Genomic DNA, 21452 nt, shown 5'->3' with positions numbered 1-21452 from the left:
TTAATCTGTTAGATAAATAAAAATGGACTTTATCAAACAACCCTGGCCCTGGTATGTGGCCGGCCCACTGATCGGGCTGATCGTCCCGGCGTTATTGTTAATGGGTAATAAAACTTTCGGCATCTCATCAACGCTGCGCCAGGTGTGCGCTGCCTATATCCCCGCCAATATTGCTTTCTTTAAATACGATTGGAAAAAGGAAAGCTGGAACTTATTTTTTGCATTAGGCATTATTGCTGGGGGCTTTATTGCCACCTATTTTTTGTCGGTGCCCGGCGCCGTTAATATTAACCCGGATACAGTTGCCTTACTCAAACAAGAAGGCGTTAAAGATTTTAACGGATTGCTACCGCAAGATGTATTCAGTTTTAGTCAGCTGTTTACACTAAAGGGCTTTGTGTTCATCATAGTTGGCGGTTTTTTGGTAGGTTTTGGCACCCGCTATGCAGGGGGTTGTACTTCGGGACATGCTATTATGGGCATATCTAATTTGCAATGGCCGTCTTTAGTGGCTACCTGTTGTTTTATGGTTGGCGGCTTTATCATGACCTGGTTTATTTTACCTTACTTGGTGCAGCTATGAAAAATATAAAATTCAGCCTACTGGGCATGCTGTTTGGAATTGTAATCGTTAAGGCGGAGGTGATCTCCTGGTTTCGCATACAAGAGATGTTTCGTTTCCAGGCCTTTCACATGTATGGTGTAATAGGCAGTGCCATTGTAGTGGGCATTATTTCTATCCAGATCATTAAACGGTTCGGTTTAAAAACGATTCATCAGGAGCCTATAGTCATACCCGATAAAAAGTTCAACTGGGGTAATGTTTATGGCGGGTTGATATTTGGCTTCGGATGGGCCATTACCGGTGCATGCCCCGGGCCTTTATTCGCATTGATAGGAAGCGGCTACCTGGTGATAATTGCCACCTTGCTGAGCGCAATTGCGGGCACTTGGGTATATGGTTTACTGCGAGAAAAGCTGCCCCATTGATCGATATAAAAACGGGCTTCCAGAATATGAACGCCCGTTTTTATTTATGCAGCCAACCTTTGAATTAACGGCATCTTTGTTTTTTCTATCAGGTAGTTATTCATCAATTCATTCTCTGAAATGATAACACTGAAATCTTCAAACCTTACACCGTCTTCAAAAGCGTAAAGCGTGTAGCCACGCTTATTGCCGTCATAGGCTCCAAGTTCATAAACCTCGTCGTGTTTTTTGCTTTTTATTTTTGCGCCGCCTACTAACTGGTAAGCGTCGAATATATTTTCAAATGTGTTGCTCTTCATGGTGCTTATGGCAATACAATTTCTTTGCCATAATTTATCCAAACCAATCAAAAAGCTCACTTTGCTTCAATTGTTGTTTTTCGGGCCCAATTATATCTTTTAAAACAGCCCCCTCGCCCATCTGGATAACCCGCGACCCATAATTTACCGCATCTTTCAAATTGTGGGTGACCAGTATTGCGGTAAGCTTGTACTCTTTTATCAAATTGTTAGCAATGCCCATCACATTTGCTGCTGATTTTGGGTCGAGTGCCGCCGTAGGTTCATCCAGTAATAAGATCTTACATTCGTCCATTACGCTCATTAATAAAGTAAGCGCCTGCCGCTGCCCGCCGGAAAGCGTACCAATAGGCTGCTCTATCTTATCTTCCAGGCCCATATTTAACGTAGCGATCTGTTCCTTTACTAATTTGCTAAACGCGGCATCCTTACCTATAAATAAACCTTTGGGTTTAGTACGGATTGCCGCCAGCCTGAAATTGTCTATAATGCTCAGATCGCCCGCGGTACCTGATAAGGGGTTTTGAAAGATCCTCGCTATCCATTTGCTGCGGCTATACTCGGGCAATCTGGTCACGTCGTTACCTTCAATGACAATGGTGCCTTTATTTGGGCTAAGGTTACCGGCGATGAGGTTTAGCAATGTTGTTTTACCGGAGCCGTTAGCGCCTACGATTACCACGAACTCGTCTTGTTCAATATTAAGCGATACGTTGTCTATTGCTGTTACCTGGTTAGTTTTACCTGTATTAAATGTTTGGGTAATGCCTTTGATCTCTATCATGCTTTACGGGAGGCTAAACGCGGCAAGCCGACAATTAATAATACAAATACAGCGGTTACCAACTTCAACAGGTTGGCATCTACTCCTATGCTTAAGGTAAAAGCTAACACAAACTGAAAGATGATCGCACCGGCTAATACCAGTATTAAACTCAGCCAAACAGAAGTGATCTGCCGCCAGTTAATAATGGTTTCGGCAATGATGACCGAGCCCAGACCCACTATCACGATGCCTATGCCCATACTGATATCGGCGAAGCCTTGTTGCTGGGCTATCAGGTAACCACTCAACGCGGTTAACGCGTTGGCAATGGCCAGGCCAATGATCTTCATTCTGTCGGTATTGACCCCTAAAGCCCTTATCATCTGCTCGCTATTCCCGGTTGCGCGCATCGCTATGCCAAAATCTGTTTTTAGCAGATAACCGATTATTAACGTTATGCCGACAACAAAAGCAGCCAATATGAACAGAGAGTTCTGGTTAACATTAGTAGTTAGATTAATCAGGGTAAATAAGTTGGGCATACTCAACAATGGCACATTTGAACGGCCAAGAATAGTGAGGTTAATAGAGTAAAGTGCCGTCATCACCAATATGCCCGCCAGCAGCGCGTTTATTTTTAGCTTGGTATGAATAAACCCGGTTAAGGCACCTGCCAGAGCGCCCGCCAAAATCACGGCAGGGAAAATGAGATAGCCCGGCTGGTTATGTGTTAGCATGGCACCGGTAACCACCCCACCCAGGGCATAGCTGCCATCTGTAGTGATATCGGGAATATTAAAAATCTTCATGGAGATATAGATGCCAAAGGCTATCCCGGCAAAACATAATCCCTGAATTAAAGCGGTAAGGTAAAAATCCATTTTATTTTACAGCTTCAAACCCATCGGGTATAGTGATTTGATACTTTTTTGCAGCCCCGGCATTGTAAACACGTTTACGCACTTTAACCATCTCCAGTTTAATGCCATCGGTTTTGTGCGTTTTTAAAAACTGTGCCGCCTGTAAACCACTTTGATAACCCCATTGGTAAATATCGGCGCCAAAGGCAGCCACCGCCCCGCGCTGTACTAAACCAGCCTCGCTGGTAAATATGGGAACATTCTTTTCGTTACAGCTTTTTAGGATAGTTTCAAAAGCGGCAAATACGGTATTATCAGGGTTGGCAAAAAATGCATCGATGTTTTTATTAAGCAATGCCTGGGTAACCAGTTGTGCATCGGCAGATGAATTTAATGGCAAGGCGATGATTTTGATATTAAGCTTGGCCGCCAATCCCTTTATCCGCTCCAAAGCATCTGCAGATTGTGGCTCCGACTGATTAAAGATCATACCAACCGTTAGTTGCCCGTTTTTAGGCTTTAATAATTTGGGAATAATGGCGAAAGAAGTATCGATATAATTCAAATCTTCCATTGTACCGTAAAGGTTTGAGGGGACTTTACCGTTAGCATCCATCACCTTCATGCGAGCGGGCGTTGGTGACACCATCTGGAAGATAGGGATAGTCTTAGTTTTTTGTATTGCAGCTACGGTAGATAGCGTGGTTGAAGTTGCCAGCAGGTCTACCTTTTCCGATACAAAGTAGTTCACTATCTGCGTAAGCGTAGGGATACTACCCTGTGCGTTGCGGTAATCTATCTTGATATTATTTTGTTCTTCGCTGTAACCGTTCTTTTTCAGGGCGTCTGTAAAACCTGTTTTTGCCTGAGATATGGTTGCATCTTCAAAGGCATCTATAAATCCAACGGTAGGTATGCCCGGCGTTTTAGTTGAGTTACAGGAAACAGCAGAAGCAATTATTAAAACAGCAAAAAGGGGCTTAAAAAATTTCATTTTACTAAGTTAGTTATTAGCCCTAAAACAAGGAATGTTAAGCTTTAATAAATTAGCTGTACAAAATAATATTGCTTTATTCTTATATTTATGGCACTAACCTAACACCACTCCATATCACTCAAATGAAAAAAGCACTCTTATTTATATTGCTCATCGTATCGCTTAAGGGTTATGCACAAAAGCTGACAGAATATAAAGCCACAAACGGCGTTAACTATAAAATTGGCGACACTGTAAAGCTTGGTCGCGGGTCGGCCCCTAACGGCTCCTTCAATTATATGCAAATGGGTGGCATTGGTGCATTCCTGGCTCATAAACAGCAACGGGGCGACCAACTCAATATCGATAAAACGTATGCCAATACCGCCGTTGTAATCAAGAATATCAAATCGTCAAAGATCAACGGCGCGCAAAAAATAACGTTTGTTGTAAAGGCAGATGCGCCTTTAAATATTAATCTCACTATTGATGATGCCATACAAACCTGCGAAGTGCTGCCCTGTAATGATAAAGCCGCTTCAGGCACCACCCAAACATTGAGCGTCGCCGACGAGATCTTAAAATTGAAAAAGCTATTAGACGCCGGTGCGATAACGCAAGCCGAATACGATGCCCAAAAGAAAAGGCTGTTGGGCTTGTAACTATTACGATCAATCTTTATGAAGTTTTATTGCCTTTTATTAGTCTTTAGCCTTTACACCGCAGGCACTTTATTTGCACAAACGGAATCGCAAAAACAGTTTACCCCTTACGCGCAAAAACAAAGCGACCTTTTACAAAAAGCATACGATAGCCGCGATGCCGAAGGCGCGAGAAAAATAGTCGCGGTTTTTGCGGGAAGATATAAAACCTTAAATAAGGAAGACAAGGTTTATTACCAGGGAAACTTGTTAGGTGCTTATTACAATTTAAGCTGCGTTTATGCGCTAATAAACCAAAAAGCCGATGCGTTACAATACCTGGATAGTGCCATTGTTAAGGGTTACCAAAATTACAAACACTTACTGGAGGACAGCGATTTTGCTACTATAAGGGATGATGTAAAATTTCAAGGCCTTGCAGAACGCATCCGAGCTACTACCGATTACATGTATATTTTGCAAAAGGCCGGCAAATATAATAACGCGGAGAGGCGGGCTATCCCTGCTTTTAGTTACCAACAGGCCAATGCGCCAGAGTTGGTAACACTTCGTAAGAAATTAAAACTGGACTCGGTTGCAGGTACAGGTACCGAAGTTTCAAAAATGCTAAACATTTTGCATTGGGTACACAATTCCGTTAACCACGACGGGCAGCACGAAAGCGGCATAACACTCATCAACGCCGACGAAATAATAGGTGCGGCTAAAGCGCGCAAGGTAGGCGTATCGTGCGGCGAATTAGCCTCGGTATTGCAGGATTGCTATTTGGCAATGGGCTGGAAAACACGCAAAGTTTATTGCTTTCCAAAAGATAGTTTAAAAAGGGATTTCGATTCTCATGTGATCAATGTAGTATATGTATCCGCCAAACATAAATGGATCTGGGTAGACCCTACAAATAACGCTTATGTAACTGATGATAAAGGCGAAATACTAAGTATACAAGAGGTGCGCGAGTATTTGGTGACTAACAAACCACTCGCCATAAACACCGATGCCAATTGGAACAATAGAATGGCAGTTAAAAAAGAGGATTATCTTTACAGGTATATGGCTAAAAATCTTTACATGATGTACAGCCCGCTTAAAAGCGAATATGACTATCAAACACCCGGCAAAAACAAGGAGGTTAGTTATGTGAGTTTGCTGCCGTTAGATTATTTTTTGCAAACACCACAGATATCCGTCAGTACAAAAAAAGCAACGGGCACAAAGATAATTTGGTACCGTACCAACAATGCAGATAAGTTTTGGAACGTGGATTAAGTAGTGTAGTAGCATATTCATTTTTTCAACAAATACGGCTCTGTTCTATTTTTTGGCTAATTTAGCCTTTAATGATACCTGTAATTTCAAAACTACCCCAAACCGGCACAACTATATTTACCGTCATGTCGGCTTTGGCAAATGAGGTTGGCGCCATTAACTTATCACAAGGCTTCCCGGATTATGACTGCTCGCCGCAGTTAATCGAACTTGTAAACAAGGCGATGCAAAACGGGCACAATCAATACGCCCCAATGCCCGGCTTAATGGCATTGCGTGAGCAGATAGCCATAAAAACCGAAAAATTATACGGTGCCGTTTACGATCCCGAATTGGAGATCACCGTCACCGCCGGTGGTACACAAGCCATTTTTACAGCCATTAGCGCGGTTATTCATCCCAATGATGAGGTTATCATATTTGAGCCTGCTTATGACTGCTATGCCCCCGCCATTAAGCTCATGGGTGGCGTAGTGAAATCATTAGAGTTAGAACCGCCTAATTATCGTATAGCCTGGGATATGGTAAAGAGGCTGATCAATAATAAAACAAAAATGATCATCCTCAACTCCCCGCATAACCCAACCGCTACTATACTGACTAAAGAAGATATCGACGAATTAAGCGCGTTAGTAAAAAATCAAGACATTTTGATTTTGAGTGACGAGGTTTATGAGCACCTCATCTACGATGGCCAAACACATCACAGCATGGCCCGCTATCCCGAATTGCAGCAACGGAGTTTCATCGTATCCTCGTTCGGGAAAACGTTTCACGCCACCGGTTGGAAAATGGGCTATTGCCTTGCTCCTGCTTATTTGATGCAGGAGTTCAGAAAGATTCACCAGTTTTTGGTATTTAGTGTAAACGCACCCATACAGCATGCTATTGCCGAATATTTGAAAGACGAAAACACTTATCTAAGCCTGCCTGATTTTTTCCAGGAAAAACGCGATTACTTTCGTAAAGGATTAGAACAAACCCGCTTTGAATTATTACCATGCTCGGGATCATACTTCCAATCAGTAGCTTATGATAACGTTACTGACGAAAAAGATACCGACTTTGCTGTTAGGCTGACAATGGAAACCGGGGTGGCTGCCATACCGGTATCAGCCTTCTATCGCAAGGGTATCGACAGGCATATCCTGCGATTTTGTTTTGCTAAAAGGCAAGAAACACTGGATAAAGCCGTTGATAGATTGACGAAGGTTTAACCGTACAGCAAATATTTACGTATAATTTAATTATTGCCGAAAATTAAAATTCAATTATGGATAATCTGAAAATTACCGTATTCCAGGGTTACTTATTTTGGGAAAACATAGAAAAGAACCTGCAAAATATAACCTTACGATTATCCGGCATACGGGAAAAAACCAACCTCATTATCCTGCCCGAAATGTTTAATACAGGCTTCAGTATGAATGCCGAAGCTTTGGGCGAGTCAATGGGTGGCAAAACCATGAAGTGGATGCAAACCACCGCCCAAAAATATAATTGCATAGTAACCGGCACCCTGATTATTAAAGAAAACGATAAATTCTATAACCGGTTAATCTGGATGCGCCCCGACGGTAGTTATGAGCATTATGATAAACGCCACCTTTTTGCTTTAGGCAAAGAAAATGAAACTTACACGGCAGGTACAAAAAAACTGATCGTAGAATTAAAAGGCTGGAAAATTTGCCCGATGATCTGCTATGACTTGCGTTTCCCGGTATGGTTGCGTAACGTTAATGAAGATTATGACCTGTTGCTGATCGTAGCTAATTGGCCCGAGAGGCGCGCCTTGCACTGGCGCACCCTTATCCCCGCCCGTGCAGTTGAGAACCAAAGCTATGTGATAGGCGTAAACCGTGTTGGCCACGATGGCAATGAGGTTTACCATTCCGGCGACTCGACCTGTATTGACCCTAATGGCAACGTGGTTTATTACAAACGCGACGAAGAAGATATTTATACTTTCTCTATCATTGGCGATGAGGTAAAAAAAGCGCGCCGTGCTATGCCTTTTTTGAAGGATGCAGATAAGTTTGAGATAGTAGACTGATTGTCTGAATCAGAATTTTCAGGATTTAAGAATTAACAGAATGCGGATTATGTCCTCATCTTCTGCACACCGCATATTTGCTTACTCGCACATCAATCCTCATCTGCATATCCACACATCTAAAAACCTCTGCACATTTGCACATCCGCATATTTGCACATCTATAAATAAATCTTAGTATTTTGCGTTAATAAATTATTAACCGGGATTTTTGATGAGATTGATTTTACGTGGCACCGTTATTATAATTGCGATCCTTTTTACCATTAGCGCATTCGCACAAAAAAAAGAAAAACCACTAAAACTTAAGGATCTTTCCCAATATGTTAATCCGTTTATTGGTACCGGTGGCCACGGGCATACTTATCCCGGTGCTGTAGCCCCATTCGGCATGGTTCAGCTAAGCCCCGATACCCGGCTGGAAGGCTGGGATGGTTCATCGGGCTATCACTATTCAGACACCACGGTTTACGGCTTTTCGCACACGCATTTAAGCGGCACCGGCATAGCAGATTATTGCGACGTACTATTTATGCCTACTACCGGCACACCACAATTCAGCAATAAAGATTACCGCTCTGGTTTTAAAAAAAAGAATGAAGAGGCCTCGCCCGGTTATTATAAAACCAAGCTCGACAAATATAACATCGGCGTTGAGTTAACCGCTACTACCCGCGTTGGTGTGCATAAATATGAATATCCAAACACGCCCGAGGCCAATATCATTATTGACCTGCAACACCGCGACCAAGTGTTGGACTCATGGATAGAAGTGGTAAACGACCGCGAGATCCGTGGTTTCCGCAGGTCAAAATCATGGGCTTCAGATCAATACCTTTATTTTTATGCTAAATTCTCCAAACCTTTTAAAAGCTACGGCATTGCATCGGATGACCAATTGCAGCCCGGTGAAAAAAAGGTGCAGGGTAAAAACGTAAAGATGTTTGTGCAGTTTGATAACCCCGGAGATGTGATTTCAAAAGTGGGGATATCTGCCGTAAGTACCGAAGGAGCACTAAAGAATTTAGATAGCGAAGTGCCTGATTTCGACTTTAAAAAAATCGCCAAAGCTACAAAGGCTTTATGGAATACCGAACTCAACAAAATCCAGGTAGAGGGCGGCTCGCCGCCCGTTTCACAACAACAAGCCGATAGCCGCTATAACAGTTACGGTTATCCAACCGGCCCGGCTCCTAAAAAGATCGCCACGCCGGATAACGCTAAAAATAAGCAAATCATCTTCTACTCTGCCTTATACCATTGCATGCTTGCCCCTAATATTTATAATGATGTGGATGGGCAATACCGGGGTATGGACCAGCAGATCCATACGGCAACAGGCTTTAATTACTATACTGTGTTTTCCCTGTGGGATACCTTCAGGGCCGAGAACCCCTTGCTCACGCTGATAGACCGCAAGCGCACCCTTGATTTTATAAAAAGTTTTTTGGCGATGTATGATCAAGGTAAACTGTTACCGATATGGCCACTGGCATCAAACGAAACCTTTTGCATGGTAGGCAACCATTCTATCCCGGTAATTGTTGATGCCTATGCGAAAGGCATCCGCGATTTCGATGCCGAAAAGGCTTTTATGGCTATGAAGGCTGCCGTTAACCGCAATCAGTTCGGGCTGGATAACTACCGAAAAACCGGGGCTGTAAATGCCGACGTAGAACATGAGTCGGTGTCTAAAACATTAGAGTACGCCTATGACGATTGGTGTATTGCACAAATGGCTAAAATGCTGAACAAGCCACAAGATTATAGCGAATACATAAAGCGGGCGCAATACTGGAAAAACGTTCATAACAACCAAAATGGCTTTATGCAGGCCCGCGATAACGGCGGCTGGTACGAACCGTTCGAGCCTACCGAGATCAACAGCAACTATACGGAAGGCAACGCTTGGCAGTACTCGTTTCTAGTTCCGCAGGATGTCGAGGGCTTGATAAAATCAATGGGCGGCAAGTTAAATTTTGAGCTTAAGCTGGATGAATTATTTAGTACTAATGCTAAACTGAGCGGACGCCAACAGGACGATGTGACCGGCCTTATTGGGCAGTACGCACACGGTAATGAACCCAGCCACCACATCGCTTACCTGTATAACTTTACAGACGCCCCTGATAAAACACAATATTACGTTAACAAAATCATAAACGACCAGTATTCCGCTGCTCCCGACGGCTTATCGGGCAATGAAGATTGCGGGCAAATGTCTGCCTGGTATGTAATGAGCTGTTTGGGCTTTTATAATACTTCGCCAGGGCAGCAGCAATTCCAGATAGGGATACCGCAGTTCGAAAACATTACTATCAGTTTAGAGAACGGCAAACGTTTTACGGTAGGCAACCCCGGTGCTACAGTTAGCCGCCAAAACGTGTACCTGCAAGGTATGAACCTGGATAAAAAGAGCTACGATAAACTGTATTTGGATTATGAGACTATAGCTAAAGGCGGCGACTTTGAAGTTTTTACCGGACGGCTGGCCAATAAACTTTTTGTACAAGATTTGGAAAAACCAACCTCAAAGATCACGGATGAACTGATAGTCCCTAACCCTTACATTATCTCAGGCGTAAAAACCTTTAAACAAGCCATCAGCATTGACATTAAATGCGCAGATAGTTTGGCCAGGATCTATTACACCACAGATGGCAGCACCCCTACTGTAAATTCCGCACTTTACATGCAAAAACTCATCATCTCATCAAACACAACGGTTAAGGCTATAGCTGTTAGCAATGGAAAAACTAGTTTTTTAGATGAGGCGAAATTCATCAAGATACGTGGCGATCTAAAAATTTCGCTAACCAACAAATATCTGCCAAATTATTCAGCGCAGGGCGACGAGACGCTGATAAATGGCATTCATGGCACAGCCAACTGGCGCCTTGGCAACTGGCAGGGCTACCAGGGTAAGGATCTGGAGGCGATAATAGATATGGGGCAAATAAAAACGGTTAAGCAAGTAGGCTTAGGCGCTCTACAAGATACCCGTTCATGGATAGTATTCCCAAAGGCCGTGCAGTACTGGTTATCTGACGATGGAAAGAATTACAAACTGGCCACAACAGTTGAGAGCAAGATAGACGTAAAGGAACAGGAGCCGCAAACGCAACAGTATATTGCACCGTTAAATGCACGCGCCCGTTATATTAAAGTGATAGCTAAACAATACGGCCTCCTACCCGACTGGCACGAGAGTAAAGGCAGCCCGTCATACATTTTTGCAGATGAAATAACAGTGGAGTAGTGAGTGAACAGTGCTCCCTTGTATTTATCCTTTTTACCTTTATCTTTACTGACTATTTCTCCCAGCCTGTTTCTTTCAAAGCCGGATCATTCTCTTTTGCCAGGAAATCGTTGTTGGAAAGCGACCCTGCATCCCATTCTAAAATAGCTTCATCGGGCACTACATCTACCGGGGTTTTCCATGAAGTAGACGTTTCGTTATAAGCCAGATTGCTTTGCAGCGAATAGCAACTGATGATAGACCAGCGCGGATGATCCGAAAGGTTTGCCTCAGAGCGGTGTAAAAGGTTACTATGAAAAAACAAGGCATCACCGGCTTTCAGCTCGCAATAGATCAGTTCCATCGTTTCCAGAGCATTATTCACCATTGTCATATCTGCACCCACCTGCTCGCCGCTAAAACCATGATTTATGCGTCCCAACTTGTGCGAGCCTTTAATGACCTGCAGGCAGCCGTTTTGCTGGTTAGCATCGGTAAGTGCCACCATTACGCTCATCAACTGATCAGGAAACATGAATTGATTTTTGTACCAGTAGCCATAGTCCTGATGCCACTCCCATGCACCGCCAACCTTAGGTTCCTTTTGCATCAATTTTGAGTGGAAGTGGCATACGTGCGCATTGCCATCTAATAATTGCCCAACAGGGCCTATCATCCGCTCCGCTCTGGTCAAATAGCCAAAAACATCGTTACCCGGCGTAAACCAAAGTGACAAACGCGTTTTTTTGCCACTCTGATCGTTAAGATCGAGCGCGTTTTTGCGCATGGCATCATCATTTACGGCAGTGCTATATAACTTTTCGATTTCAGGAGCGCTACAAAAATTTTTTACCACGATGTATCCGTCGCGATAATAATCGCTGATCTGCTGAGCAGTTAATGCTTGATAAGCCATAAGAAAAAAACTTTGGTTAAACTGGTTAGGTAAAGCTAAAAAGAATTTATCAATCCCAGTTAAAATTCACCTCCCGATTATTCAATTTCCATTTATTTGGAAACTGATTGGCCAGCCAGTCCAACGGTTCACCGTTAGGTTGTACTTTCGCGGCTTGGGTAAAGGCTGTTTTTATGGCCGCTTTACGATCGGCATCTAAAATACCAACCTCAGCAGATATGAATAGAGGCGACCCGCTTTCGGCCACCAATTGCAGCCATTGCTTGCTCTTTGCCCAGGCCACATCTTTGGTGATACCCACACAATCACCGTCGGCCGCATAAAAAGTATTATTTTGCGGCATCCTGAATCCTAATGTGTTAACCCCCATTTTTCGGGTACGCGGCCATTCCTTACCGCTGGTATCATCGCCAATGCGGTTCAATTCAAATACCCCGGCAGATAAGTGGCTTACCGTGTTACACCCAATGATATACATATCGCCTGCAGACTCCCTGATAGCTTGGTATAAATTATTAATGATCTCCGCATTTGTTCGCGTTTGATCGCTGAATTTCCAACCCGGTGCAGTTATACTATCCGTCATCTGGAAACCCCACCTGCCAAAAACATCGTAGGTGCTGTAATCGTGCTTAACCATATGATAGCCCCAATCACGGTACAACTTTATATTACGCCTTACCCGCTCAATAGTTTCAGGTACGGTTGGGTCAAGTATTGGCGCCTTTGCATCATCACGACCGCGAATTATTGGTGCCATCATGCTGGGTTTATCATCTAACCGGGCGATTAAAGGCCTCGTCCATAAGCCGGGGCGCAAGCCCAGCCCCTTTATCTCATCGGCCATTTTGTGCATATCCTTAAACTTATCGTTCACAATCGAAAAATCGTCGGGTTGCTGCCACCCATCGTCAATTACAGAGAAAGGCTTATTGCCATGATTCGTTACAAATTCGGCCATCACTGAGGTTTGATCCTTTATGGTCTGATAAGAGTTATTGCCATAAACTACGTACCAATCGTTAATACCATACACCGGCATTTTAGGCAGGCGCGGTTTAGTGCACATCTTTTTACAAAATCTGGTTGCCATAAAATAGGGCGATTCTCCGGCTTTGTTTTGAGCAGTAACGATATCTGCAGCATGCAATGTACGCCGACCTAATTTTACGCCCACGCCACCACTATGTGTATCAAGCGTTAGTTCCAATGCATTACCTTTAACTTCCCAAAAGCAAATAGTTTGGCACCCGGTTTTTACGCCGAAGCAAGCGGTATTTTTTCCGTCATAGACCAAAGCGTACCAAGGGCTCTTGCCGCTAACTTCCCGGTCTTTCCAGGCCAAATCGCCGTATGAACGTTCATAATGATCGCCCAACACTTTAGCGTAACCTGTGGTTTGGTATTTCCATTTTAGCTTGATAGCTTGTAATTCGTCCGTTGGCGATTGAACATATACCGACTGCCCGCTACCGCTTGTTTTGAGGCTTATCTTAATGTCCCGGTAACCAAAGTCATTCCCGCCGGATGGTACAAGCTTTACCCATTTATCACTAACCAGTGCCCAAGCCTCGTCCGGGTGGTTAATCATTTGAACTCCAACTGAATTTGCGTAGGTAAGCCTGCTATACATTACCGAAGCCATACCTACCGCAGAAAGTTTTATAAAATTGCGTCTTAACATAGGGTTATATACTTTTTATTAAAGTAACAATTAAACCTACTTTAAAATCAAAATAATTGTAACAAATGACATACATGAAAGTCAAATATCATGCACGATTTTAAATAAGTTATAACCGATATGAATTGGAAGTTTTTATCACGCAAAAAAAATACAGGTCAAACAAAAAAAACTAAAACCCGCGAATGGATTGATGCGATAGTTTTTGCAGTGATAGCTTCTACCATTATCCGTGGATTATTATTCTCTGCCTACGCTATACCATCCGGCTCAATGGAAGGGACACTCTTGACCGGCGATTATCTTTTTGTAAGCAAAATAAGTTACGGCCCGCGTATGCCGTTTACCCCTGTTGCCATTCCGTTTACCGAAAGCACCGTTTACGGCATTAAAACCTATTGGGACGGTATCAAGCTGCCGTATTTCCGCCTCCCCGGAACATCGGAAGTGAAGAAAAACGACATTGTAGTTTTTAATAAGCCGGAAGAAGCCGACCTTAAATATAACCGCCCGATTGATGTACGCACCAACCTGATCAAACGCTGCATAGCAACATCAGGCGATGTACTGGCTATAATTGATACCCGGGTTTATATTAACGGCAAGCCTGTAACAAACGCGCCAAAAGCGCAAACATCATACATTGTTGATACCGACGGGAATAACCTGAACCCGGAAATGATTCAGAACTTAAAAATTGAGGTTGCGGGCCAGATAAGCAATACCGAATATGTGATGATCATCCCCGCGGATAGCTACAACGAATTTAAAGCCTACTCGAATATCAAATCCGTTAAGCCGGTAGTGGAGAAACGCGGCAATTTCGATCCGTCTATATACCCGCATAACGAAAAATTTAAATGGAACCTGGATAATTACGGCCCATTAGTGATCCCAAAAAAGGGAATGACCATACAGCTAAACGACTCGACCATGGCGCTTTACAGCCGCGCCATCAACCTTTACGAACATAACACGTTAACAACTAAGGGTAAAGACGTTTACATCAACAACAAAAAGGAAGACAGCTACACCTTTAAAATGAACTATTATTGGATGATGGGCGATAACCGCCATAATTCAGAAGACTCGCGCTATTGGGGTTTTGTACCCGAAGATCATATTGTAGGTAAAGCGATGATCACCTGGATGAGCAGCGACAGTACCGCATCGCCACTAAAGCGCATCCGTTGGGATCGGATCCTGAAGCCTATAAATTAAGGCTTATCGCCTGTTACAGACGGGTTTCGTGATTAATTTTTCTCAACCTCTTTAACTATTTCGTGGATCTTTTTATCCAGGTCAAGTGTAGATTTCTCTAACATCACCAATGTTTCTTTGTCGGCTTTATATTTTTCGTCCTTTATCAGATTCATGATGCCTAAAATTGTAGAAAGCGGCTTACGGATCTCATGCGATTGAATAAATGCTATTTTAAGCAGTGCATCATTTAAACCGGTGTTTTTACCCTCAACAAGTTTTTTGTTCTTGCGGATGGCTACGTATTGGTATAGCAATGAGATAAAGAGCAATAAAAATATGATTGCCGAAACTGTTACAACCCAAACATATTTGTGGTTTAGTTTATTTAGCTTGTTTAAAACCGCAATTTGCTTGTCTTTCTGTTCGCCTTCAAACTTGAGCTGCATGGCTGCTAACTGTTTGGAATTATCTATTACCTGCAATGAATCTTTAAGATGCTGGTATTTTTTACCTGCAGCAATCGCTTCTTTATAATTCCCGGTAGATTCATATGCCTGGGCAATAGATTCGCTTATCTCCATCCTGCGGTAAGGCTCACCTATTTTGTAGGTTATTTCAATAGCCTTGTTCAAATATTCTAAACCTTTTTGATGCTGGCCCATATAATAGTAAGCATCCCCCAGCCAATTATAAGAGTAAGTTAATGAGCGTGGCCGCTCGTATTTGATAGCAAGGGCTACAGCTTTATTCGTGTAGTACAACGCTTTTGCATAATCCTTTCGTTCCTTATACGTTTGCCCTATATTATTATAAAAACGAATGCGGGTACTTTCGTACTTAGAGTTGGTTTCAGCAATTGTTAACGCAGCAAGTTGTAATCCCAGGCTTGTTTTATCTTGGCTCGGGATCTTGTTGAACATGTAATAACCATGCGTAAACATAGCCTTATTACCCAATGCAGATATTAACTCCATCGTGTCCTTATTATCCCTTGCTGCCTTAATACCTTTATCTACTGCTACAAAGGCCTCCTCATAATTGCGGCTTTCTTTATGCAAGTTAGCTATCGTTCCGTATATTTCAGGAATGGCTTCTTTTATCTGCCATTTCTCAGCATCTGCCAAGGCCTTCATAGCGGTTTGCATAGCCATAGGATGATTTGCTTTCATCCAGCTATAATGCGCATAAAATATTTCAGCATATAGTAGGGCTTTGTTGTTATTATTCGCGGTGCCAATGTAAAACAACTCATCCTTAACCGTAAGTAATGAATCAGCATTCGCACTTTGCAGATTTTCGCCTTTTTCGATTAAACTGGTTATCCGCGCGGTATCACTGCCGGGTGTAGGTTCCGTAAAAGATTTTTTTTGACCGGAAGTGCAAGCTTGTAATATATTGATTAACAGACTTGTAATGATAGCTAACTTATAAAACTGGCGGGTACTCAACTTTGGGGAAGATAAAAGTTAAAAATAGTACAAATTATTAATATAAATCTATCATTTAAAAATTTACTCTATAATCAATGATCGTATGCGAACAGTAAGCGTATCGTTAGCGAATACTTTTACATTAATAATTAAAACAAGTAACTGTTAATCAATTAGTTAAATAGATGGCATTGCATTTGTTGAAAAAAGATATAAGCCCATATAATGAAAAGCAAAAAACCACTCATCAGGCGTACCTTTTTGCAGGAACGGTTTGATATCCTGATCAAAAAACAGCGCAATGGTGATGCTACCTTTAGTGACTTAACAGAACTCGACTGGATAGTTAACCGGGACCCGGCTATTCGCGAATTTATCTTGGACGAGATGAGCGAAACGGATGAAAACCAACCTCAAGGATTGCGCCAAACCAATTTGCTTATTGAAAAAGAGATTAATCCAGGATTATGGGAGGAATTAAAAGCACTTATAAACAGGTTGTTTATGAGTAAAAAGGATGGCCTCAGCCTGGGTTAAAACAATTTCCCTGCACCGCAATGGGCAGGGACATGTATTTTGTTTTAACGGTAATGCCATATGCAAGTGCCGGGCTGGCACTAAACAGCGGTTAACTTTTCTCTGGCGGAGTTGAAACGATCTCGCCAAATTCGTTTACATATGCTATCATGCTGTCAAGGTCGCTGCCCGTAGGGTTTTCTTTACGCTCCTGCTTGCGCATGGCTTTATCTTCTTTCTTTTTCTGCCGGTTCTTCTCTAATTGTTTTTTCATGAAAGTTGCCTGCGATTTTGCCATATTTTAATTGGTGTTAATGAATAAATATTTGCTGAACAAAAAAGCACCTACTCTTTCGAGTAGGTGCATTACGATTAAATTTTATAGTGATTGATTAAACTACTTTTACATTTACCGCGGTAAGGCCTTTTTTGCCTTCTTCTACATCGAACGTAACGCTATCGTTTTCACGAATTTCGTCGATTAGACCAGTTGAGTGAACAAAAACATCGCTTCTGTTATCACTCTGTGAAATGAATCCAAAACCTTTTGCGGTGTTGAAAAACTTTACAGTTCCTTCTTTTTGCATTATACTTTTTTTAATAAGTGTGCAAGGTACTCATTAATAACGGCATTTTCTTTTAAATAAAACCTATTAACAGTATTTTAAATTTATAAACTTAAATTTTATGCCTTAACATGCTCTAACAGGCCATTTTAAATAAAGTAAAAATTAAATTAATTTTTAAACGTTATTGATATTCAATAAATAAAAGTTACATTTAAATAATACAGTCGCAAAGCCTGTGTGTAAAGCGGCGTAGCCTTTCCATACAAGGCGCAACGGTGCCTTAAGAAAAACCATTATGAGCAAAGAAAAAAAGTCAAACAAAGAAGTTAAGAAAAAACCTGCCGAAGCGGGAAGCAAAAAAGTATCATCATATCAATCGGGTAAAGGATCAGCCTCATCCGACCTGTCATCCACTATTAAGAAAAAATAGCCCTATGAACGAAAAGACCATTGAAGATCAAACCCGGCTTTACCTGTTTGACTTAACCAACACTGCAAAGGAGTTTGGTTTTAAAACAGATGATGTTTGGGAATTTAGTGTGGCAACAGATGCAGAAAGGATAAAGATTCAAAAGGACTTTTACCCCACCATATCTGCAAAGGTATTTCCTGAAATTATGCTACAGGTGTATCATGGCATACGTGAAAGGCTTAACCAATCATTTAACAAAGAGGAACAACAGCTTGATAATCGTGCAATTTTAAACGGCCAGCTCAATTACCTTGTAGCATATAATCTTAAAAGACCACGCACCTAATTAAAAAGGCTCCGTAATAACGGAGCCTTTTTAATTAGGGTATCATATTATCCCGATTATATTTCTGTTTTTCTGCACTATCCACATCCGGTGTCGCATTTTCGCCTTCAGTTAGTAAATGGTTGCCGCCCTTTGTCAACAGGTGATTCCCGCCCTCTGTTAGCAGGTGATCTTCGGCTACAATAGGCTTGCGTTTACCGTAAAATTTGGTCTCATTAAAATGCTCATGCTCGTAAAAATCATCTTTGGGGGCAAATGCCATATTATCCGGCCTGGTAAACACTTTTCTTATTTCAGCCTCGGTTTCGGCAGTTATCCCTCTTCCCCGCTCATAAATAGGCAATCTGGCCAGTTGATCGGCCGTTACCTCCGGAATAAGCACGGTGTCACTGTTTTCCTGTAATTCTGCAACACCAATAGGGATCAATACATGGCCATCCTCCAAATCCAAGTCGTTATTTTCGGTATCTAAAACGAAATAGCGCACCTTACGTGTTTCGGGGTCAAACAGCAACTCATCCACTTCGCCAATTTTAACACCAGCACTGTTCTCTACATCCCAGCCTTGTATTTCGGGCTGGCCATCAACTATTTCAAAATCACTTTCGCTTAGTTCTTCTAACCGGCGGTAATAATTTACATTTTCTTCTGTTTCCATTTTTGGTCTTTTTAAATTTTATTTAATTACCTGTACTATCCGGAAAAGCGATTATCTCCACACTCCTGTTTTGTGCACGTCCTTTTTCAGTTCCATTCGTAGCCAGTGGTTTGGTTTCGCCAACAGAGTGGGTTGATAGCGCGGTTTCCAACACACCACCTTTCGCCACAAACCAGTTTTTAACCGCGTTGGCTCGTTCGGCCCCTAATGTTTTATTGTAGCCTGTTCCCCCTATCGAGTCGGTACGGCCGTAAATTCCAATTTGAGCATTAGGGAAACGTTTAATTAACGATGCCGAGATCTGCTGCAGTTTCGCCTCGGCCACAGGCTGTATTGTGCTCGCATCTTTAGCAAACAGAACATTTTCGCTCAAGCTGTAAATGGTATATTTTTGATTCCCCCGCACGATAATTGCCGTATCGGTAATTTCTTCATATTTGGCTTTGGGTATAGTAAAATCTACAGCATCCCAATTGGGTTGGGTAGCGGCTACCGGGGTAATACCTGCAATAACGGTATCGTGAGCCAATGAGTCGCTTTGATCAACCTTGATAGGCTCTGTTCGGTTGCAACCTTTGTATAATAGAAAAAGTGCACCCAACAAAAGCACTACGAATATGATCCAGATCCAGGTAGAACTTTTTCGTTTAGGCTGCACGTCTAAATTTGCCATATATAAATTATTATTTTAAGAGTTAAAATCTTATATATCAAATAATAATAATGCCCAATAGTTTTAAAAAATATCAATTAGATAGCTGCGGCTTACACATCCTACCATTAATCAATCCATCTATATTTTTACAGGTTAAGGTTAGCAACTCTGTTTTAAGCCTCTGCTTTTTATTACATTCGCTATATGAAAACCACACTAAACTTATTGCAAAAGGTTAATGCAAAAAGCATTGCCAAAATGCTTTTACTTACGGCCGCCTGCTCGGGCGGGTCGGCGTTTGCGCAATCGCAAAGCCCCGTTGTTGCCGGCATTGTAAAAGAGGCTACTAATAATTCACAATTAGAAAAACTGGCCCACGAACTGATTGATGGCATAGGCCCGCGTTTGGTAGGCACACCGCAATTTGACCAGGCGGGCAAATGGGCATTAGATAAATACAAAGGCTGGGGAATTACAGCTAAACAAGAAAAATGGGGCGAATGGCGCGGATGGCAGCGTGGCATATCTCATATTGATATGGTATCGCCAAGAGTACGTTCATTAGAAGGTACGCAACTGGCCTGGAGCCCAGGCATGAAAAAACCGGTTACCGCCGAAGTGATCATCCTCCCTGAGTTTGCAGACTCTGTTGCCTTTGCTAAATGGCTGCCAGAGGTTAAAGGAAAATTCGTAATGGTATCTATGAACCAGCCTACCGGCAGACCTGACGATAACTGGAAAGAATTTGCGCTAACAGAATCGTTCAACAAAATGAAGGATGCCCGTACTGCGCAAACAGCCGCGTGGCGCAAACGCATTAGCAACACCAGCTTTACTGCCCGCACTTTACCCGTTGCGTTAGAGAACGCCGGGGCAGCAGGTGTGATCACCAACACCTGGTCGGCAGGTTTTGGGGTAGATAAGATCTTTAGCGCTTACACCAAAAAAACTCCAACCGTTGATATTGCCTTAGAAGATTATGGCCTGCTGTACCGCCTGGCAGAAGGCGGCGAAAAACCCAGGATCACGATCCAGGCCGAATCTAAGGAATTAGGCGTTGTACCAACCTTTAACGTAGTTGGCGAAATAAAAGGGTCCGAAAAACCAAACGAATATGTAATGTTAAGCGCCCACTTTGACTCTTGGGATGGTGGCAGTGGTGCTACAGATAATGGCACCGGAACGCTAACGATGATGGAGGCGATGCGCATCCTTAAAAAAGTTTACCCTAACCCAAAACGCACCATATTGGTAGGCCATTGGGCAAGCGAAGAACAAGGGTTAAACGGTTCACGCGCTTTTGTGGAAGACCATCCCGAAGTAGTTGCCAACCTGCAGGCATTGTTTAACCAGGATAATGGCACTGGCCGGGTGGTAAATATTGCCGGCCAGGGCTTTACCGGTGCGGGCGAACTTATAACCAAATGGTTAGCTGCCGTGCCCGATACTATCCGCCATCAGATCAAAACAAATTTCCCGGGGTCGCCGGGTGGTGGCGGGTCAGACTTCGCCTCTTTTGTTGCCGTTGGCGCGCCGGGTTTTTCATTAGGATCAAACAGCTGGTCGTACGGAAGCTATACTTGGCATACTAATCGCGATACGTATGATAAGATAGTTTTTGATGACCTGCGCAGCAACGCTATCCTAACCGCTATTTTAGTTTACATGGCCTGCGAAGACCCGGCAAAAATGCCGCGCGATAAAATAACACTTACGCCGCCCGCAAAATGGCCGGTACAAACAAAAGCCAACCGCCACGGCGGGTTAGATTGACCTTTTATAAAGTTAAAAACAATACAGCAGGCACAGCATTTATAATGCTGTGCCTTTTATTTTAAATTAAGTGTTTAACCGTAATGCCATGCCCTGTTAGCGCATTAGTTAAACACTGCACTTTTACTTTATTTTTTCTAACCCGTTGCATTGGTTTTGCGTATATTGGACATATTTGAA

Annotated in this window: 23 protein-coding genes; 12 read left to right on the top strand and 11 right to left on the bottom strand. The window is 42.7% G+C overall.

The window, feature by feature from the left end; genetic code table 11:
- The first annotated feature begins 22 nt into the window (after positions 1-22).
- Both IDJ76_RS02345 and IDJ76_RS02340 read left to right on the top strand, forming a co-directional pair.
- A complete protein-coding gene (locus tag IDJ76_RS02345) occupies positions 23-583 on the top strand; it encodes a YeeE/YedE family protein (protein ID WP_191160334.1) in 561 nt (186 codons plus the stop codon).
- Entirely contained in the window at positions 580-990 is a 411-nt protein-coding gene (locus tag IDJ76_RS02340) for a DUF6691 family protein (RefSeq protein WP_224746158.1), read from the top strand. Before IDJ76_RS02345 ends, IDJ76_RS02340 begins: the two co-directional genes overlap by 4 nt.
- Before the next feature lie 44 nt (positions 991-1034).
- Here IDJ76_RS02340 and IDJ76_RS02335 read toward each other — a convergent pair whose 3' ends face one another.
- From IDJ76_RS02335 to IDJ76_RS02320, 4 genes are read right to left on the bottom strand one after another with little or no spacing between them, the layout of a single operon-like run.
- Complete coding sequence (locus IDJ76_RS02335) at positions 1035-1289, bottom strand: hypothetical protein (protein WP_191160330.1); 255 nt, start codon at positions 1287-1289, stop codon at positions 1035-1037.
- A gap of 34 nt (positions 1290-1323) precedes the next feature.
- Positions 1324-2073 carry an ABC transporter ATP-binding protein gene (locus IDJ76_RS02330; RefSeq protein WP_191160328.1) on the bottom strand — a complete coding sequence of 250 codons (750 nt, stop codon included), beginning with the start codon at positions 2071-2073 and terminating at the stop codon, positions 1324-1326.
- Positions 2070-2936, bottom strand: coding sequence for an ABC transporter permease (locus tag IDJ76_RS02325; protein ID WP_191160326.1), 867 nt, complete (start codon positions 2934-2936; stop codon positions 2070-2072). The genes IDJ76_RS02330 and IDJ76_RS02325 overlap by 4 nt, the downstream gene beginning before the upstream one ends.
- A gap of 1 nt (position 2937) precedes the next feature.
- Positions 2938-3909 carry an ABC transporter substrate-binding protein gene (locus IDJ76_RS02320; protein WP_191160325.1) on the bottom strand — a complete coding sequence of 324 codons (972 nt, stop codon included), beginning with the start codon at positions 3907-3909 and terminating at the stop codon, positions 2938-2940.
- Between the two features lie 125 nt (positions 3910-4034).
- Between IDJ76_RS02320 and IDJ76_RS02315 the strand changes: the two genes are divergently transcribed.
- The 5 genes from IDJ76_RS02315 (at position 4035) to IDJ76_RS02295 (ending at position 11131) form a co-directional block, all read left to right on the top strand.
- A complete protein-coding gene (locus tag IDJ76_RS02315) occupies positions 4035-4553 on the top strand; it encodes an SHOCT domain-containing protein (RefSeq protein ID WP_191160323.1) in 519 nt (172 codons plus the stop codon).
- Positions 4554-4571: 18 nt separating this feature from the next.
- The gene (locus IDJ76_RS02310) at positions 4572-5819 is read left to right on the top strand and encodes a TPR end-of-group domain-containing protein (protein WP_191160321.1); all 1248 of its coding nucleotides are present in this window, start codon (positions 4572-4574) and stop codon (positions 5817-5819) included.
- A gap of 71 nt (positions 5820-5890) precedes the next feature.
- The gene (locus tag IDJ76_RS02305) at positions 5891-7036 is read left to right on the top strand and encodes a methionine aminotransferase (protein WP_191160319.1); all 1146 of its coding nucleotides are present in this window, start codon (positions 5891-5893) and stop codon (positions 7034-7036) included.
- Between the two features lie 56 nt (positions 7037-7092).
- The gene (locus IDJ76_RS02300) at positions 7093-7872 is read left to right on the top strand and encodes an amidohydrolase (RefSeq protein ID WP_191160317.1); all 780 of its coding nucleotides are present in this window, start codon (positions 7093-7095) and stop codon (positions 7870-7872) included.
- Between the two features lie 214 nt (positions 7873-8086).
- Entirely contained in the window at positions 8087-11131 is a 3045-nt protein-coding gene (locus IDJ76_RS02295) for a GH92 family glycosyl hydrolase (protein ID WP_191160315.1), read from the top strand.
- Between the two features lie 52 nt (positions 11132-11183).
- Here IDJ76_RS02295 and IDJ76_RS02290 read toward each other — a convergent pair whose 3' ends face one another.
- Together IDJ76_RS02290 and IDJ76_RS02285 are read right to left on the bottom strand one after the other, a co-directional pair.
- Positions 11184-12026 carry a phytanoyl-CoA dioxygenase family protein gene (locus IDJ76_RS02290; protein ID WP_191160313.1) on the bottom strand — a complete coding sequence of 281 codons (843 nt, stop codon included), beginning with the start codon at positions 12024-12026 and terminating at the stop codon, positions 11184-11186.
- 49 nt (positions 12027-12075) lie between these two features.
- Positions 12076-13710: an alpha-amylase family protein gene (locus IDJ76_RS02285; protein ID WP_191160311.1), complete on the bottom strand. Its 1635-nt coding sequence runs from the start codon at positions 13708-13710 to the stop codon at positions 12076-12078.
- Between the two features lie 120 nt (positions 13711-13830).
- On the opposite strand from IDJ76_RS02285, the gene lepB reads away from it, so the two are divergent.
- Positions 13831-14931, top strand: coding sequence for a signal peptidase I (gene lepB / locus IDJ76_RS02280; protein WP_191160309.1), 1101 nt, complete (start codon positions 13831-13833; stop codon positions 14929-14931).
- Positions 14932-14963: 32 nt separating this feature from the next.
- On the opposite strand, the gene IDJ76_RS02275 is transcribed toward lepB, so the two are convergent.
- Positions 14964-16361: a tetratricopeptide repeat protein gene (locus IDJ76_RS02275; protein WP_191160307.1), complete on the bottom strand. Its 1398-nt coding sequence runs from the start codon at positions 16359-16361 to the stop codon at positions 14964-14966.
- A gap of 207 nt (positions 16362-16568) precedes the next feature.
- Here IDJ76_RS02275 and IDJ76_RS02270 point away from each other — a divergent pair, with 207 nt between their 5' ends.
- Positions 16569-16880 (top strand): hypothetical protein, encoded by a 312-nt coding sequence (locus IDJ76_RS02270; RefSeq protein WP_191160305.1) that lies wholly within the window; start codon positions 16569-16571, stop codon positions 16878-16880.
- A 91-nt stretch (positions 16881-16971) separates the two neighbouring features.
- Here the strand turns inward: IDJ76_RS02270 and IDJ76_RS02265 are convergent, their stop codons facing one another.
- Positions 16972-17157, bottom strand: a complete 186-nt coding sequence (locus IDJ76_RS02265; protein WP_191160303.1) for a hypothetical protein — start codon at positions 17155-17157, stop codon at positions 16972-16974.
- Between the two features lie 94 nt (positions 17158-17251).
- Complete coding sequence (locus IDJ76_RS02260) at positions 17252-17446, bottom strand: cold-shock protein (protein ID WP_191160301.1); 195 nt, start codon at positions 17444-17446, stop codon at positions 17252-17254.
- A 277-nt stretch (positions 17447-17723) separates the two neighbouring features.
- Between IDJ76_RS02260 and IDJ76_RS20945 the strand changes: the two genes are divergently transcribed.
- Together IDJ76_RS20945 and IDJ76_RS02255 are read left to right on the top strand one after the other, a co-directional pair.
- Positions 17724-17858 carry a hypothetical protein gene (locus IDJ76_RS20945; RefSeq protein ID WP_262892204.1) on the top strand — a complete coding sequence of 45 codons (135 nt, stop codon included), beginning with the start codon at positions 17724-17726 and terminating at the stop codon, positions 17856-17858.
- Between the two features lie 4 nt (positions 17859-17862).
- Positions 17863-18186: a hypothetical protein gene (locus IDJ76_RS02255; protein ID WP_191160299.1), complete on the top strand. Its 324-nt coding sequence runs from the start codon at positions 17863-17865 to the stop codon at positions 18184-18186.
- Between the two features lie 34 nt (positions 18187-18220).
- Here IDJ76_RS02255 and IDJ76_RS02250 read toward each other — a convergent pair whose 3' ends face one another.
- Positions 18221-18844: a PRC-barrel domain-containing protein gene (locus tag IDJ76_RS02250; protein WP_191160297.1), complete on the bottom strand. Its 624-nt coding sequence runs from the start codon at positions 18842-18844 to the stop codon at positions 18221-18223.
- A 22-nt stretch (positions 18845-18866) separates the two neighbouring features.
- On the bottom strand, positions 18867-19517 hold the full coding sequence (locus IDJ76_RS02245; RefSeq protein ID WP_191160295.1) for an OmpA family protein: 651 nt from the start codon (positions 19515-19517) through the stop codon (positions 18867-18869).
- Positions 19518-19703: 186 nt separating this feature from the next.
- On the opposite strand from IDJ76_RS02245, the gene IDJ76_RS02240 reads away from it, so the two are divergent.
- Complete coding sequence (locus tag IDJ76_RS02240; protein ID WP_224746157.1) at positions 19704-21272, top strand: M20/M25/M40 family metallo-hydrolase; 1569 nt, start codon at positions 19704-19706, stop codon at positions 21270-21272.
- Positions 21273-21452 lie beyond the last annotated feature (180 nt).

Source organism: Mucilaginibacter glaciei, from assembly GCF_014773245.1.
Classification (GTDB): domain Bacteria; phylum Bacteroidota; class Bacteroidia; order Sphingobacteriales; family Sphingobacteriaceae; genus Mucilaginibacter; species Mucilaginibacter glaciei.
Note: the sequence above shows the minus strand (reverse complement) of the source record. Positions and strands in the feature narration are given on the sequence as shown.

Coding starts and splice junctions, on each gene's coding strand:
- IDJ76_RS02345 (WP_191160334.1), top strand. CDS start 23: ATGGACTTTATCAAACAACCCTGGCCCTGGTATGTGGCCGGCCCACTG.
- IDJ76_RS02340 (WP_224746158.1), top strand. CDS start 580: ATGAAAAATATAAAATTCAGCCTACTGGGCATGCTGTTTGGAATTGTA.
- IDJ76_RS02335 (WP_191160330.1), bottom strand. CDS start 1,289: ATGAAGAGCAACACATTTGAAAATATATTCGACGCTTACCAGTTAGTA.
- IDJ76_RS02330 (WP_191160328.1), bottom strand. CDS start 2,073: ATGATAGAGATCAAAGGCATTACCCAAACATTTAATACAGGTAAAACT.
- IDJ76_RS02325 (WP_191160326.1), bottom strand. CDS start 2,936: ATGGATTTTTACCTTACCGCTTTAATTCAGGGATTATGTTTTGCCGGG.
- IDJ76_RS02320 (WP_191160325.1), bottom strand. CDS start 3,909: ATGAAATTTTTTAAGCCCCTTTTTGCTGTTTTAATAATTGCTTCTGCT.
- IDJ76_RS02315 (WP_191160323.1), top strand. CDS start 4,035: ATGAAAAAAGCACTCTTATTTATATTGCTCATCGTATCGCTTAAGGGT.
- IDJ76_RS02310 (WP_191160321.1), top strand. CDS start 4,572: ATGAAGTTTTATTGCCTTTTATTAGTCTTTAGCCTTTACACCGCAGGC.
- IDJ76_RS02305 (WP_191160319.1), top strand. CDS start 5,891: ATGATACCTGTAATTTCAAAACTACCCCAAACCGGCACAACTATATTT.
- IDJ76_RS02300 (WP_191160317.1), top strand. CDS start 7,093: ATGGATAATCTGAAAATTACCGTATTCCAGGGTTACTTATTTTGGGAA.
- IDJ76_RS02295 (WP_191160315.1), top strand. CDS start 8,087: ATGAGATTGATTTTACGTGGCACCGTTATTATAATTGCGATCCTTTTT.
- IDJ76_RS02290 (WP_191160313.1), bottom strand. CDS start 12,026: ATGGCTTATCAAGCATTAACTGCTCAGCAGATCAGCGATTATTATCGC.
- IDJ76_RS02285 (WP_191160311.1), bottom strand. CDS start 13,710: ATGTTAAGACGCAATTTTATAAAACTTTCTGCGGTAGGTATGGCTTCG.
- lepB (WP_191160309.1), top strand. CDS start 13,831: ATGAATTGGAAGTTTTTATCACGCAAAAAAAATACAGGTCAAACAAAA.
- IDJ76_RS02270 (WP_191160305.1), top strand. CDS start 16,569: ATGAAAAGCAAAAAACCACTCATCAGGCGTACCTTTTTGCAGGAACGG.
- IDJ76_RS02265 (WP_191160303.1), bottom strand. CDS start 17,157: ATGGCAAAATCGCAGGCAACTTTCATGAAAAAACAATTAGAGAAGAAC.
- IDJ76_RS02260 (WP_191160301.1), bottom strand. CDS start 17,446: ATGCAAAAAGAAGGAACTGTAAAGTTTTTCAACACCGCAAAAGGTTTT.
- IDJ76_RS20945 (WP_262892204.1), top strand. CDS start 17,724: ATGAGCAAAGAAAAAAAGTCAAACAAAGAAGTTAAGAAAAAACCTGCC.
- IDJ76_RS02255 (WP_191160299.1), top strand. CDS start 17,863: ATGAACGAAAAGACCATTGAAGATCAAACCCGGCTTTACCTGTTTGAC.
- IDJ76_RS02250 (WP_191160297.1), bottom strand. CDS start 18,844: ATGGAAACAGAAGAAAATGTAAATTATTACCGCCGGTTAGAAGAACTA.
- IDJ76_RS02245 (WP_191160295.1), bottom strand. CDS start 19,517: ATGGCAAATTTAGACGTGCAGCCTAAACGAAAAAGTTCTACCTGGATC.
- IDJ76_RS02240 (WP_224746157.1), top strand. CDS start 19,704: ATGAAAACCACACTAAACTTATTGCAAAAGGTTAATGCAAAAAGCATT.